Origin of the sequence: Nocardiopsis lambiniae (assembly GCF_031845465.1) — a bacterium.
GTDB classification, from domain to species: Bacteria; Actinomycetota; Actinomycetes; order Streptosporangiales; family Streptosporangiaceae; genus Nocardiopsis; species Nocardiopsis lambiniae.
The window spans coordinates 12,967-27,636 of record NZ_JAVREP010000009.1; the positions used below are offsets into that span (position 1 = coordinate 12,967).

Annotated in this window: 12 protein-coding genes; 4 read left to right on the top strand and 8 right to left on the bottom strand. The window is 72.8% G+C overall.

Annotated elements, in window-relative coordinates; translation table 11 throughout:
• Window positions 1-12 precede the first annotated feature (12 nt).
• From RM479_RS14735 to RM479_RS14755, 5 genes are read right to left on the bottom strand one after another with little or no spacing between them, the layout of a single operon-like run.
• A complete protein-coding gene (locus tag RM479_RS14735) occupies window positions 13-1,122 on the bottom strand; it encodes a branched-chain amino acid ABC transporter permease (RefSeq protein ID WP_311512306.1) in 1,110 nt (369 codons plus the stop codon).
• Window positions 1,119-2,018 carry a branched-chain amino acid ABC transporter permease gene (locus RM479_RS14740; RefSeq protein WP_311512307.1) on the bottom strand — a complete coding sequence of 300 codons (900 nt, stop codon included), beginning with the start codon at window positions 2,016-2,018 and terminating at the stop codon, window positions 1,119-1,121. The genes RM479_RS14735 and RM479_RS14740 overlap by 4 nt, the downstream gene beginning before the upstream one ends.
• Entirely contained in the window at window positions 2,015-2,767 is a 753-nt protein-coding gene (locus tag RM479_RS14745; protein ID WP_311512308.1) for an ABC transporter ATP-binding protein, read from the bottom strand. Before RM479_RS14745 ends, RM479_RS14740 begins: the two co-directional genes overlap by 4 nt.
• Window positions 2,764-3,564, bottom strand: a complete 801-nt coding sequence (locus RM479_RS14750) for an ABC transporter ATP-binding protein (protein WP_311512309.1) — start codon at window positions 3,562-3,564, stop codon at window positions 2,764-2,766. The genes RM479_RS14745 and RM479_RS14750 overlap by 4 nt, the downstream gene beginning before the upstream one ends.
• Entirely contained in the window at window positions 3,561-4,742 is a 1,182-nt protein-coding gene (locus RM479_RS14755; RefSeq protein WP_311512310.1) for a substrate-binding domain-containing protein, read from the bottom strand. Before RM479_RS14755 ends, RM479_RS14750 begins: the two co-directional genes overlap by 4 nt.
• Before the next feature lie 330 nt (window positions 4,743-5,072).
• On the opposite strand from RM479_RS14755, the gene RM479_RS14760 reads away from it, so the two are divergent.
• Complete coding sequence (locus RM479_RS14760) at window positions 5,073-5,909, top strand: SDR family oxidoreductase (protein ID WP_311512311.1); 837 nt, start codon at window positions 5,073-5,075, stop codon at window positions 5,907-5,909.
• 19 nt (window positions 5,910-5,928) lie between these two features.
• Here the strand turns inward: RM479_RS14760 and RM479_RS14765 are convergent, their stop codons facing one another.
• On the bottom strand, window positions 5,929-7,830 hold the full coding sequence (locus RM479_RS14765; RefSeq protein ID WP_311512312.1) for a PASTA domain-containing protein: 1,902 nt from the start codon (window positions 7,828-7,830) through the stop codon (window positions 5,929-5,931).
• A 140-nt stretch (window positions 7,831-7,970) separates the two neighbouring features.
• On the opposite strand from RM479_RS14765, the gene RM479_RS14770 reads away from it, so the two are divergent.
• The 3 genes from RM479_RS14770 to paaZ all read left to right on the top strand — a co-directional run bounded on the left by RM479_RS14770 (window position 7,971) and on the right by paaZ (window position 12,084).
• Window positions 7,971-8,942, top strand: a complete 972-nt coding sequence (locus RM479_RS14770) for an ADP-ribosylglycohydrolase family protein (RefSeq protein WP_311512313.1) — start codon at window positions 7,971-7,973, stop codon at window positions 8,940-8,942.
• Window positions 8,943-8,980: 38 nt separating this feature from the next.
• A complete protein-coding gene (locus tag RM479_RS14775) occupies window positions 8,981-9,502 on the top strand; it encodes a YbaK/EbsC family protein (protein ID WP_311512314.1) in 522 nt (173 codons plus the stop codon).
• A 542-nt stretch (window positions 9,503-10,044) separates the two neighbouring features.
• A complete protein-coding gene (paaZ, locus tag RM479_RS14780) occupies window positions 10,045-12,084 on the top strand; it encodes a phenylacetic acid degradation bifunctional protein PaaZ (RefSeq protein WP_311512315.1) in 2,040 nt (679 codons plus the stop codon).
• Window positions 12,085-12,317: 233 nt separating this feature from the next.
• Here paaZ and RM479_RS14785 read toward each other — a convergent pair whose 3' ends face one another.
• Both RM479_RS14785 and RM479_RS14790 read right to left on the bottom strand, forming a co-directional pair.
• Window positions 12,318-13,676 (bottom strand): dihydrolipoamide acetyltransferase family protein, encoded by a 1,359-nt coding sequence (locus tag RM479_RS14785; RefSeq protein WP_311512316.1) that lies wholly within the window; start codon window positions 13,674-13,676, stop codon window positions 12,318-12,320.
• Complete coding sequence (locus RM479_RS14790) at window positions 13,673-14,668, bottom strand: alpha-ketoacid dehydrogenase subunit beta (protein WP_311512317.1); 996 nt, start codon at window positions 14,666-14,668, stop codon at window positions 13,673-13,675. The genes RM479_RS14785 and RM479_RS14790 overlap by 4 nt, the downstream gene beginning before the upstream one ends.
• Window positions 14,669-14,670: the final 2 nt, after the last annotated feature.

The window sequence follows — 14,670 nt, forward strand, 5'->3', positions numbered from 1 at the left end:
GGGATTCCGCTCTCACTCTCGTGTGGTCCGCCGGTCGCGCAGTGCCGACCGGACACGCTCGGGCAGGGCCACCAGACCGCCGGGGAAGAAGAAGACCATCAGGACGAACAACGTGCCGAGGATGAACAGGGGCTGGGACAGGGGGGCGGCGATCCAGTCGGGCAGGGCGGAGAAGGAGTCGCCGCCCAGTTGGCGCAGCCGGTGTTCGGCGTAGGTGTACAGGCCCGCGCCGAGCAGGGCGCCCCAGCGGCTGCCCGCACCGCCCAGGGCCACCATCACCAGCAGGGTGAGGGTGAACTCGGCGGTGGTGATGGTGGGGGTGACGCCACCGGTGACCAGCAGGTAGACGACTCCGCCGAGCGAGGCCAGGCCGCCGCCGACGGTGAACGCCGCCAGCTTGTAGGGGTAGGGGTCGACGCCGAGCACCGCGACGCGCTGCTCGTTGGCGCGGATGCCCTGCCACACCCGGCCGACGGGGGAGGCGGACAGCCACCAGACGACGACGGTGGCGAACGCGGCGTAGGCGACGGCCACCCAGTACAGGTTGACGGTGTTCGTCACGCCCACGAGCGTGTCGGGGACCATGGCGGTGTTGAGGGACAGGCCCTCCTCCCCGCCGGTCGTCCTCCCCGGGTCGCGGGAGACCAGGATGGACCCGGCCTGGGCGAAGGCGAGGGTGACCATGGCCATCGCGATGCCGTTGACGCGCAGTGCCACCGCGCCCAGGAGCAGCGACAGCAGGGTCCCGGCGAGGACGGAGACCAGGGCCGCCCACACCAGGGGCAGTTCCAGGACCCGCATGAGGAGGGCGGCGACGTAGGCGCCGCACGCGAAGTACAGGGCGTGCCCGAAGGACAGCAGGCCCACCCGCCCGTACAGCAGGTCGTAGCTGGTGGCCAGGCCGCCGAACACCAGGCAGAACGCCAGGAGGTGGAGGGTGGCCGGACTGTTGAGGGCGCCGTGGAACAGGCCCGGGACGGTGACGGTGGAGAAGGGCAGGGTGAGCAGGATCGCCAGGACGGCGACCGGGCCCGCCCAGCGGGGGAGGCGACGGGGGCGCGGGGTGCGCCCACCGGCGGCGGTCTCGGTGACGGGTGCCTGGGGTTCGGTCTCGGTGATCATGCCACCCTCTCCGCGGACTTCTCGGCGGCCAGTCCGCCCTGCCGGGTGAGCAGTACGACGGCGAGGACGATGACCACCGCGATGTCGCCGAGCCCGGCGACGGTGTAGTAGTTGGCGAACTGCTGGACGAGGGCGACCGTGACGGAGGCGATCGCGCAGCCGGTGAGCGAGGTGGTGCCGCCGATGACCACCACGATGAACGCGAAGATCAACAGCGACATCCCCTGGGTGGGGGTGACCACGCCGTAGTAGAGGCCGCCGAGCGCGCCCGCCAGGGCCGCCGCGGCGCCGCCGATGGCGAACACCAGGGTGAAGGACCTGCGGACGTCGATGCCCAGGGCGGTGACCATGGCCCGGTCCTGGACGCCGGCGCGGACGATGAGCCCGTACCGGGTGCGGGAGTTGAACAGCCACAGGGCGGTGAACAGCGCGACCGCCACGAGGATGAGCAGCACCCGGTCCTTGGGGATGTGCGCGCCGAGCAGGTCGACGGTGCCGCGCACCGCCTGGGGCTTGGGGAAGGTCAGCGGGTCGGCGCCCCAGATCGCCTGGAGGAGTGCCGGGACCGCCAGGCTGAGGCCGACGGTGGCGAGGATCTGTTCGCGGTGCCTGCCGTAGAGCGGGCGGATGACGCACAGTTCGACGAGGGTCGCGGCCAGGGTGCCCGCGGCGACGCCGAACGTCAGGGCCAGCAGGAAGCCGGGCCCGTCGGGTCCGGCTCCGGGCAGGAAGCCCGCCGCCCACCAGGTGCCGTAGGCGCCGATCGCGAGGAAGGCCCCGTGCGCGAAGTTGAGCACGTCCATGAGGCCGAAGATCAGCGACAGGCCGGAGGCGATGAGGAAGTAGAGGGCGCCCAGGCCGAGCCCGGTGACGATGAGGAGGACCACGGTGCTCACGCGGTCGACCTCCCTTCGGTGTCGGGGGCGGGAACGGCCGCCGCGCGGGCGACGCCGAGGAGTTCGCGGACGCGGTCGGCGTCGTCGAGGAGTTCGGGGGCGGGTCCGGTGTGGACGACCCGACCGGCGTCCAGGACGACGGCGTCGCCGGCGACCCGGCGGACCAGGGACAGGTTCTGTTCGACGAGCAGGACCGGCACCTCTTCGGCGGCGCGGGCGACGGCGTCGGCGACCTCGCGGACGATCCGCGGGGCCAGGCCCTTGGTGGGTTCGTCGACGATGAGGAGTCGGTTGTCGTTGAGCAGGGCGCGGCCGATGGCGAGCATCTGCTGTTGGCCGCCGGACAGGGTGCCGGCGGGCTGGGCGCGGCGCCGGTCCAGCTCGGGGAAGAGCTCGTGGATCAGGTCGTAGCGGTGGGGCCCGGGTCGGCGTTCCGCGATGCGCAGGTTCTCGGCGACGGTGAGGGCGGAGAAGATCCCGCGTTCCTCGGGGACGTAGCCGACGCCCCGGGTGACGATGGCGTGGGTGGGTTCGGCGGTGATGTCGGCACCGTCGAGGACGACCCTGCCGGTGCGGGGCACCAGGCCGAGGAGGGCCTTGACCGTGGTGGTCTTGCCGACGCCGTTGCGGCCCAGCAGGGAGGTGACACCGCGTTCGGGCATCGCGAAGGTGACGCCCTGGAGGATGTGGGAGCCCTCGATCCACACGTTGAGGTCGGCCGCCTCCAGGAGCGGCCCGCCGCCGGTCACGCCCCGTCCCCGAGGTAGGCGGCCTGCACGGCGGGGTCGGCCATGGCCGAGTCGGGGTCGGTGAAGGCGAGCAGGGCGCCGTGGTGCATCACGGCCAACCGGTCGGCCATGTCGAGGAGCACCTCCATGTGGTGTTCGACCATGAGGACGGTGCACCCCTGTTCGCGGTGCACGTCCCGGATGACGGTGGTGAGTTCGCCGATCTCGCCGGCGCCGACGCCGGCCATGGGCTCGTCCAGAAGGATGAGCCGGGGGCGGCGGGCCAGCAGGAGGGCGAGTTCGAGCTTGCGCTTGTCGCCGTGGGAGAGGTCGCCGGCCATGGCGTCGGCGCGGTGGGAGAGGCGGACCAGTTCCAGCGCGGCGGCGGTCTCGGGGCCGCCGTCGGCGCCGGCGCGCTTCCAGAACCGGCGGGACTCGCCGGTGCGGGCCTGGACCGCCAGGCCGACGTTGGCGCCGACGGTGAGGTCGGCGAAGACGCTGGAGGTCTGGAAGGTGCGGCCCATGCCCAGGCGGGCCCGCTTGTGGGGGGCGTGGCGGGTGATGTCGACGCCGCTGAGGGTGACGGTGCCCGCGGTGGGCCGGGTGAGGCCGGAGACCAGGTTGAACAGGGAGGTCTTGCCGGCGCCGTTGGGTCCGATGAGGGCGACGAACTCGCCCTCGGTGACGTGCATGGTGATGTCGTCGACGATGACGGCGCCGCCGACCGACCAGCTCAGGTGATCGAGGGCCAACGAGGTGGCGGGCGGGGTGTCCCGGGCGGAGACGGCGGGAACGGCCGTTGCGTTGTCGGTGGTCATCCCTGCTCCGCGGCGACGGGTTCGACGTCGGCGGCGGGGATCTCCGCGACCAGCTTCGGCTCGGCGTCGGCGCCCTCGCCGACCAGCTCCACCTGGTACATGGGCTGGATGAGGGCGTGGTCCTCGGCGCGGATGGTGAGTTCGCCCTTGACGCCGTCGAAGGTCCAGCCCTCCAGCGCGGCGACGCGGTCGGCGGTGGTGTCGCCCTCGGTGGCGGCGTGCACGATCATCTGGGCGGCGGTGAAACCGTCGGGGGTGAAGAGGTCGACGCCGCCGCCGGCCGCCTCGACCTTCTCGCGCATGATCCGGGCGACTTCGGTGTCGGAGGCGCCGTCGAAGTAGTGGGACAGGAACGAGATGCCCTCGCCCGCCTCGCCGAAGATCGGGTAGGAGGCCTTGATGTCGAGTCCGGTGACGACCTCGGTGGAGTCGAGGATGCCCTGCTGGTCGAGGGACTGCCACATGGCGGAGGCGGTCTCGCCGGCCCAGGCGACGAACACCAGGTCGGGGTCGGCCCGCCCGACCTGCTCGGCGAAGGGGGTGAGGTCGGTGGTGTCCGGCGGGGCCAGGACGCCGTCCACCTCGGCGCCCTCGTCGCCCAGGACCGCGGTGACGGCGTCGACGTTGTCCTGGCCGAAGGCGTTCTGCTGCGCGAACACGACGACCTTGGAGCCCTCGGGGTCGTCCATGAAGGTGCCCGCGGTGAGGATGTCCTGGTAGGTCTGGCGGCCGGAGCGGAAGGTGTTGCCGTTGATGCCGGTGATGGCGTCGGTGGCGGCGGGACCGGAGATGAAGAGGACGTCGTCCTGTTCGGCGAGGGGGGCGACCTGGACGGCGATGCCGGAGGCGGTGGAACCGGCGATGATGTCGTGGCCGGTGCCGATGAGTTCGCGGGCCGCGGAGACCGCGGCCGTGGGGTCGCCGCCGTCGTCCATGTACTCGACCTCGACGGGGCGGCCGTCGATCTCCAGGGTGCCGCCCGTGGCGTGGTCGAGGCCGGCCTCGAAGCCCTGCTTGTACTGCTCGCCGTAGGTGGCCAGGGGGCCGGTGGCGGAGTAGACGATGCCGATCCTGAGGGGACCGTCCTCGCCCCCGCCCGCGGCCTCGCCGGGGCTGCCGCAGGCGGTGAGGGCGAGGACGACCGCGCACGAGGCGGCGGTCGTGGGGGTCTTGCGCATTTCTCTTCCTCCAGTCGGCACCGCCCGTTGGTCGCCATGGCCCGTGCTCGGGGGGATGGGGGTGCCAACCCGAAGGTAGAGCCGGGGTGATCCGTTTCACATGTACCTGTGACATACATTCGGCCGCGAACCGATGTAGGGGGAAGCCACACGGGTTCGGCGGTGAGCGGGCGCGGCGGGGCGGCGGACCCCGCCCGCGCCCCGGGGCCCGGAGCGGTCGCCGGAGGCGTACTCGGCCACCGCCGACCTTGACCTCAACCTTCATTGAGGAAACATGCTGGTTCCCGACGGGCCGGACGATCCGGCCGCGTGACCGAGAGGGGAACGACCATGGGACGACCCGTGCTGGTGACCGGGGCGACGGGCAACACCGGACGGCATGTGGTGGCCGGATTGCTGACCGAGGGCGTGCCCGTGCGCGCCCTGGTGCGCCGTGAGGACCACGGCCTGCCCGACGGGGTGGACGTGGTGATCGGGGACGTCACCGATCCGGGGTCGGTGGCGGACGCGGCTCGGGGCGCCCGCGCCGCCTACCTGGTGTGGCCCCGCTTGACCGCCGACGGAGCGGGTCCGGTGGTGGAGGCGCTGGCCCGGCACGTGGATCGGATCGTGCACCTGTCCGCCGAGGGCGCCGGCACGGACGACCCGGAGGAACGGGGTGTGTGGGGCGCCGTCGAGGACGCCGTTCGCGCGTCCGGGGCCGAGGGGACGTTCCTCCGGGTGACCGGCCTGGCGACCAACACCCTGGTCTGGCGGGACCGGGTGCGCACCGGCGTGGTCCGGGCGGTGCACGGGGAGGCCCGGCGCTCCCTGGTGCACGAACGCGACGTGGCCGCCGTGGCGGTGCGGGCGCTGGTCGACGACGGGCACGCGGGCCGCGCCCACCTGGTGACCGGTCCGGCGTCGGTGAGCCAGGCCGACCAGGTGCGGATCCTCGGCGAGGCGATCGGCGTCGACGCGCGCTGGGAGGAGCAGCCGGAGGAGGAGGCGCGAGAGGAGCTCACCGCCGTGTTCGGCGATCCGGGGTTCGCGCACGCGGCCGTGGCGCACTGGGCGGAGATGATCGAGCGGCCCGAGGGGGTCTCGCGGGACGTCGAGCGGGTGCTCGGACGTCCCGCGCTGACCTTCGAGGAGTGGGCGCGCGACCACGCCGACGACTTCCGGTAGCGCGCGCCCCGGTGGGTGATCAGCAGCGGCCGAGGTCGGACCACGGCCCCCAGACCGCGTCGGGGTCGGGCGGGCTGTCCCGGTTCCACCAACGGGCCTCGTATTCGCGCCCCTGGTGGCTCACCCGGTCCCCGGCGTCATAGGTGGTGCCGGGATCCCAGGACGGCGCGGAACAGGAATCCCCTTGTCCGCCGCCACCGCCGCCACCGCCGCCTCCACCGGGACCTCCCCCGCCGTGGCCGTTGCCGCGGCCGTCGTCCCGATCGTCATCGTCGGACTCGTCGACCTGTTCGTCGGACGAGGTCTCCGAGGGGGACTCGGAGGGTTCCCCTTCCTCCTCTTCCTCTTCCTCCTCCTCGGGGTCGGGGCCGAGCGAGAGGGTGACCGTGACCCGACCCTCTTCGGGCAGGATCGACCCGGGTTCGGGGTCCTGGCCGCTGACGTCGCCGTCTTGGACGGTCTCGTGGTACTCCTCGACGGTCACCGGGGTGAGCCCGACCTCGACGAGGGTGTCGGCGGCCTCGTCGCCGGTCAGCCCGTCCAGGGAGGGGACGATGATCCCCTCGCTGACGTGGACGACGACCTCCTCCTCACGGTCGCCCTCGGCCCCCGGCTCGGGTTCGGTGGCCAGGACCGTGCCGGGCAACCGCTCGGACGAATGCTCCTGCACGACCTCGATACGGGTGAAACCGGCCTCGCGCAGGGTGTCGCGGGCCTCGTTCTCGTTGCCGTCGATCACGTCCGGGACCGGGGCGAACCTGGGGCCGACGGACAGCGACAGCAGGACCTCGTCGCCGAAGGACACGACGCTGCCCGGACCGGGAACGCTCCCGGCGATCCCACCGGGGTCGACGGTGTCGTGGTAGTCGTCCCGGTAGCCGATCACCAGGTTCAGGCCGAGGGCCTCCAGGCGCGCCTCGGCCTCGTCGGCGGTGGCGCCCGTGACGTCGGGCAGGGTCGCCTCCGCCTCGGCCGGGACCAGCGTCCACCCGGCCGCGAACAGGGCGACGATCAGCACCCCGACGCCGACCAGAACGGGGACGCGCCGCCAGAGGGGGACCCGGTCGGGTTCGATGACGGCGACGGTGCCCGAGGACGGGACCGCGAGGGCGTTCGACGCGGCGATCGGGATGGGGCGGGTGTCGTCGGCCCCGGAGCGGGCGGCCGAGCGGTCCAGGGCCCGCAGCACCTGTTCGACCAGGGTGAGGTACTGGCCGGCGTCGCGGGGACGGTAGCGGGGGTTGGGGTCGGTCGCGTTGGCGACCAGCATGTCCAGGTCGGGGGTCAGGGCCTCGACCACCGACGAGGGGCGCAGCGGGCGCGCGTCGTCGAAGGCGACGCGTTCGCCGGTGATGAGCATGTACAGGAGCAGGCCCACCGCGCGCACGTCGGTCCGGGTGTCGGGGCCCTCGTCCTCGGCGTCGTCGAAGAGCAGCGGGAAACCGGTGAGGCGGGCGCCGCCCCGGCCGTCGACGACGACCCGTTCGGGGACGAGTCCGCCGTGGACGAGCCCCTGGGCGTGGGCGGCGTCGAGCGCGGCCAGCACGGAGGCCACGATCTTCAACGCGGCGTGGGGGGCGTAGCGCAGACCACCGCCGCCCAGGGCATGCCCGAGGGTCTCACCCGGGAGGTACTCGTTGACCGCGTAGACGCGGTCTCCGTCGCGGCCGTGACCGAGGAAACGGGCCAGGTCGGGGTGGGAGACGGCGCCCAGGTTCTGGGCACGCCCCTCGAAGGCGTGCACCGCGGCCTGGTCCCCGACCAGCCATGAGTGCATGACGGTGACCACGACGGTGTGCTCGGTGGCGCGATCGTGGGCCAGGTAGGCGCTCCCCGAGGCGTCACTGCGTAGGCGATCACCGAGGACGTAGCGTGCGTCCAGAACGATGCCGGAGTGGGGATCGGGGGTGGGGGTCTCCATGAGTCGGAATTGTACGGGCCGAAACCCGGGTTTTCTGTCTCCAATGGGGCCGAATGAGGCCGGCGAACCGCGGTTCCCGTGGGTTCCGAAGCGGTAGTGTCTGCCCCGTTCCCCCTTTCCCCGGCTATTGCGAGGCCGCCGTGCGAACCCCACCGACCGGAAGCATCGAGGATCGCGCCGTGGGCGCCCTGGTGGGCGCCGCGTGCGGGGACGCGCTGGGCGTGCCCTACGAGTTCGGACCGCCCCTGCCGGAGCGACGGGTACCGGAGATGATCGGCGGCGGGCTGGGCCCGTACGCGCCGGGGGAGTACTCCGACGACACCCAGATGGCCGTGTGCATCGCCCACACCGTGCGCGACCACGACGACCCGCTGTCGGCCGAGGCGTTGCGACAGGCCGCAGACGGTTTCCTGGAGTGGGCGAACGGCGGGGCCTCCGACATCGGCGACCAGACCCGCAACGTGATGCGGGGCGCCGGGCACGCCTTCCGGCGGCCGGAGGTCGCCGAGGTGATGACGGCCTACTCCGCCGACCTGTTCGCGCAGGGGGTGCCGAGCGCGGGCAACGGGTCGCTGATGCGGACCGGACCGTTGGCGCTGGCGTACCCGCACGACCCCGAGGGACTGGCCCGGGCCGCCGACGCCTACAGCCGCTTGACGCACGCGGATCCGCTGGCGTCGGAGGCCTGCGTGCTGTGGTGCGAGGGGGTGCGCCGGGCCGTGCTGGACGGGACTTCGGACGGGGTCCGCGACGGGCTGGAACTGTTGCCCGCCGACGCGCGGGGACGGTGGAAGACCTGGTTGGACGAGGCGGAGGGGGCACCGCCGCGCACGTTCGAGAACAACGGGTTCGTGGTGAGCGCGCTCCAGGCGGCGTGGTCGGCGGTCACCCGGCACCCGGAGGGGTACGTCCCCGCCGTACACGCCGCCGTGCGCGCGGGCAACGACACCGACACCGTGGCGTCGATCGCCGGGTCGCTGGCCGGGGCCCTGTGGGGTGCGTCGGGCATCCCCGCGGGGTACCTGTCGGCGGTACACGGGTGGCCCGGGTACCGCGCCGACGACCTGGCGGAACTCGCCCTGGAGATCCTGCGGCGGCACTCCGCGTCCTAGGCTGGGACCGTCCCGAACGCGAAACGAGGAGCATGCCCATGTCCGTGTCGTTGAACTGGGTGGACGCCGGCGAGCAGGAGCACCTGATGGCCGCCCCGGTCCGGGAGGCCGTCCGGGGCCACGCCGAGGTGCGGGTCGCGCCGATCGACCCGGAGCTGGCGGACACGGCGGCCTTCTGCGCCCATTACGGGCTGACGCTGGAGACCAGCGCCAACTGCGTGGTGGTGGCGGCCAAGCGCGGTGGCGAGACCACCTACGCGGCGTGCATGGTGCTCGCCACCGACCGGGCCGATGTCAACGGGGTGGTCCGCCGCCACCTGGGCGCGCGCAAGGCGTCGTTCGCGCCGATGGCCGAGGCCACCGGGTCGACCGGGATGGAGTACGGGGGGATCACCCCGTTCGGGCTGCCGGAGGGGTGGCCGATCCTGGTGGACGAGGCGGTGGCGGCCACCCCGAACGTGGTGGTGGGCAGCGGTCTGCGCCGGTCGAAGCTGTGGGTGCCGGGCAAGCTGGTGGCCTCCCTGCCGGGCGCGGAGGTCATCGCCCTGGCACAGCGCTGACCCCGAGCCGGGTCCGGGCCGGAGTCGAGGCCGGAAGAGCGGTCGGGCCTTGTCGGTCTTGCGGCGCTCGGACGTGGCCCTGGCACCGAACCGGGGGGCGACCGGGATCGAGCCGAGGGCGGACCCGCCCGAGGCGAGCGCGAGTCCGATGACCACGAGGGTCTTCGTCACGTGGGCCGTGGTCTCTCCCGGAGATGGGGGCGGCTCGGGAGGCACACGGTGACGACCGACCCGCTCGTCCCGGCGGGGGAGGGGCGTGGTCTCGTCCACAGGCCGTGGACGAGACCACGCCCTGCGCGACCTCCCGGTTCGGGGCCGGTCCTCGACCTCCGCCACCCGGGCCGACTCCACCGGCACCGCGTCGTGGCCGGCCCCCGGGAGTCGCACCCCTCCTCGATGTGTCGACAAGGTGACCTCTCCACACGTCCACATGGTGGGAAAACGCAGGTGGAAACGGGCTCCGAGCCTCGCGCACTATTTACTGAACGATCGGTCTGTAATACTGTGCGGGGAGACCCACAGCCCGAGGAGAGGACCGTCAGGTGTCCGAAGTACTGGAGAGCTACGCACTGGGATCGTGGTTCACCCCCACCGACGAGGGCGAGCCCCTCGCCGACGCGAACACCGGCGAGACCGTCGCCCGCCTGTCGCAGAACGGCCCCGACGTCTCCGCCATGGTCGAGTACGCCCGCGGCGTCGGCGGCCCGGCGATCCGCGCGCTCACCTTCCACCAGCGCGCGAACCTGCTCAAGGCCCTCGCGCAGCACCTCATGGGCCACAAGGACGAGTTCTACGCCCTCTCGTACCGGACCGGCGCGACCAAGCGCGACAGCGCCGTCGACATCGACGGCGGCTTCGGCACCCTTTTCAGCTTCTCCAGCAAGGGCCGCCGCGAACTCCCCAACTCGACGGTCATCCTCGACGGCCCCCTGGAGCGGCTGAGCCGCGAGGGCACCTTCGTGGGTCAGCACGTGTACACCTCCCGCCCCGGCGTGGCGGTGCAGATCAACGCGTTCAACTTCCCCGTGTGGGGCATGCTCGAAAAGCTCGCCCCCGCCTTCATCGCCGGCCTGCCGAGCATCGTCAAGCCCGCGGCCCAGACCGCCTACCTGACCGAGGCCGTGGTCCGCCGGATCATCGAGTCGGAGATCCTCCCCGAGGGCTCCCTCCAGCTCCTCGTCGCCGGTCATCGCGGCCTGCTCGACGACCTCGGCGCCCAGGACATCGTGGGATTCACCGGTTCGGCCGCCACCGGCGCGATCCTGCGCAACCACCCGAACGTGGTGAGCGGCGGCGCGCGGCTGAACGTCGAGGCCGACTCCCTCAACTGCTCGATCCTGGGCCCCGACGTCACCGTCGAGGACCCGGAGTTCGATCTGTACGTCAAGCAGGTCGTCACGGAGATGACCGTCAAGGCGGGCCAGAAGTGCACCGCCATCCGCCGCGTCATCGTCCCCGAGACCATGGCCGACGCCGTGATCGAGGCGATCACCGGCCGCCTGGCCAAGGTCGTGGTGGGTGCCGCCGATCACCCCGAGACCCGCATGGGCGCCCTGGTCTCCCTCGCCCAGCGCGACGAGGTCCGCAAGGCGGTCAAGGCCCTGCGCACCTCCGGTGAACTCGTCTACGGCGACCCCGAACACGTCGAGGTCGTGGGCGCCGACGCCGAGTCCGGCGCGTTCATGTCGCCGATCCTGCTGCGCGCCGAGCCGGGCGCGCGGGAGCCGCACGAGGTGGAGGCGTTCGGACCGGTCAGCACCGTCATCACCTACGGCTCGGTGTCCGAGGCGATCGAACTGGCCGCGCGCGGTCGGGGCTCCCTGGTGGGTTCCCTGGTCACGAACGACGCCGACGTCGCCCGCGAGGTCGTGCTGGGCGTCGCCCCGTGGCACGGCCGCGTCCTGGTCCTGAACCGGGACGACGCCAAGGAGTCCACCGGCCACGGTTCGCCGCTGCCCGTCCTGGTGCACGGCGGTCCGGGGCGCGCCGGCGGCGGCGAGGAGATGGGCGGTGTGCGCGGCGTCAAGCACCACATGCAGCGCACCGCGGTCCAGGCCTCGCCGGACATGCTCACCGCGATCACCGGCCACTGGACCACGGGGTCGAGGCGGAACACGGACGACGTCCACCCCTTCCGCAAGAACCTCGCCGAGCTGCGGATCGGCGACACCATCGAGTCGGCCGAGCGCGTCGTGACCCGCGCCGACATCGACCACTTCGCCGAGTTCACCGGCGACACCTTCTACGCCCACACCGACGAGGAGGCCGCAGCCGCCAACCCGCTGTTCGGCGGGATCGTGGCGCACGGCTACCTGGTGATGTCGTTGGCCGCGGGCCTGTTCGTCGACCCGGCACCGGGGCCGGTGCTGGCCAACTTCGGTGTCGACCACCTGCGCTTCCTCACCCCGGTGAAGGAGGACGCGGTCATCAAGGTGACGCTGACCGCCAAGCAGATCACACCGCGCACCAACGCCGAGTACGGCGAGGTGCGCTGGGACGCCGTGGTCACCGACCAGGACGGCGAGGCCGTCGCCACCTACGACGTCCTCACCCTGGTCGCCAAGGGCGACGAGCGGGCATAGCCGCCCCGTCGACGCGTCGGCGCCCCTCGGCCTCACGCCGAGGGGCGCCCGTCGTGTCCAGGACCGGGAGGCCGGGAAGGCCCGCCGCGCGACCGGGACGATGATCAGGACCGGGAGGAACGGGGCGAGCACGGCCCACGGCAGCGCCTCCGCGCCGGCCCGGACGGCAGCGGCCCGACGGGCGGCGCCCCGGAGGGTGCCGACTCCCTCCGGGGCGCTGTTCCGGATCCCGCCTACAGGCGGGCGATGGCCCCGGCGGGGTCCTCGATGGCGTCGGCGACGATCCGCATGAACCCGGCCGCCGCTCCGCCGTCGCACACCCGGTGGTCGAAGGCGAACGACAACTGGGTGATCTTGCGGACGGTCAGCTCACCGTCGACCACCCAGGGACGGTCGATGATCCGGCCGATGCCGAGGATGGCCACCTGCGGGTGGTTGATGATCGCGGCGCTGCCGTCGACCCGCAGAGAACCGTAGTTGTTGAGGGTGAACGTGCCGCCGGTCATCTCGACGGGGGTCGCCTTACCCGCGCGGGCGGCGGCGGTGAGCCGCTTGACCTCGGTGTCCAGCTCGACGGTGGTGAGCCGGTGCGCGCCCAGGACGGCCGGGGCCACCAGGCCCCGGTCGGTCTGCACGGCCAGGCCCAGATTGATCCCGTCGTACTGGACGAGTTCGCCGCGTTCGGCGTCCACCAGACCGTTGAGTTCGGGGAAGGCGCGCAGCCCCGCCACGGTGAACCGGGCGACGTAGGACAGCAGTCCCGGCCCCTCGGGGTGGGCGGCGCGCAGGCGGACGAGTTCGGTGGCGTCGACGTCCACCCACACGGTGGCCTCGGGGATCTCGCTGCGGCTGCGCGAGAGGGCGGCGGCGACGCTCTTGCGGAACCCGCTCATCGGCACGCGGGCGGACTCAGCCAGCCCGGTGCGCGGGTCGACCACGCCGGCGGCGACCGGTGCCGGGACGACGGGCGCCGCGCTCTCGGGCGCCGGGGCCGGAGCCGGGGCCTTGTCCGCCTCGATGGCGGCGACCACGTCGCGGCGGGTGATGAGCCCGCCCGGACCGCTGCCCCTGAGGTCGGCGACGCGCAGTCCCGCCTGGCGGGCCATCTGACGGACCAGCGGAGAGGTCACCAGCGGCACCCGACGCACGGGCGCGTCCGGGACCGCCGGGGAGACCGGGGCGAGGGCGGGACGGGCGCCCTTGCGGCGGCGGCGCCGACCGCCGCCACCCGCCTCCGGGGTGCCGTAGCCGATGAGGACGTTGCCCGAGCCGGTGCCCGCGCGCTCCTCCTCCCGGTAGCGTTCGCCGTCCGCCGACGCCGGGGCGGCGGGCGTCACCGGCTCCACGACGGCGTCGTCGGCGACGCTGATCAGCGGACCGCCGACGGCGAGCACCTCACCCTCGGCACCGTGCAGTTCGTGGACCACGCCGGCGTAGGGGGTGGGCACCTCCACGATCGACTTCGCGGTCTCCACCTCGGCGACCGGCTGGTCGACGGTCACGGTGTCGCCGACGGCGACCAGCCACTTGACCACCTCGGCCTCGGTGAGGCCCTCGCCCAGGTCGGGCAGTTCGAAGACGTGGATCGTCACTGGTCGTCCTCCCACTGAAGATCGTCCACCGCGTCGAGGACCCGGTCGACGCTCGGCAGCTGGTGGCGCTCCAGCTTGGGCGGCGGGAACGGGATGTCGAACCCGGTGACCCGGCGGACCGGGGCCGCCAGGGAGTGGAAGCAGCGCTCGGTGACCCGGGCGGCGATCTCCGAGGCCACGCTCGCGAACCCGGAGGCCTCGGCGATCACGACGGCCCGGCCGGTGGAACGCACCGCCGCGCACACGGTGTCGTCGTCGAACGGCACGAGGGAGCGCACGTCCACGACCTGGAGGCTGCGGCCCTCCTGCGCGGCGGCCTCGGCGGCCTCCAGCGCGGTGGGCACGGAGGGCCCGTAGGCGATGAGGGTGGCGTCGGTGCCGGGACGGCACACCACGGCGGTGCCGATGCCCGGACGCGACGCGGCGGGGTCGAACTCCTCCTTGGCCCAGTAGAGCTTCTTGGGCTCCATGAACACGACGGGGTCGTCGGAGGCGATGGCGTCGCGCAGCAGGTGGTAGGCGTCGACCGGGGTGGCGGGGGTGACGACCTTCAGGCCGGGGGTGTGGGCGTAGTACGCCTCGGAGGAGTCGCAGTGGTGCTCGACGCCGCCGATGCCGCCCGCGTAGGGGACGCGGATGACGATGGGCATCGCGACCCGGCCCCTGGTGCGGTTCCGGAGCTTGGCGATGTGGCTGAAGATCTGCTCGAACGCCGGGTAGGCGAAGGCGTCGAACTGCATCTCGATGACGGGGCGCATCCCGTTCATCGCCATGCCGACGGCCAGACCGGCGATGCCGGCCTCGGCGAGCGGCGTGTCGAAGCAGCGGTCCTCGCCGAATTCGGCGGTGAGGCCGTCGGTGATGCGGAAGACGCCGCCGAGGGGGCCGACGTCCTCACCGAAGACGTACACGGTGTCGTCCTCGGCCATGGCGTCGCGCAGCGCCCGGTTGAGCGCCTGGGCCATGGTGAGTTTGGTGGGATCGGTCGCCATGG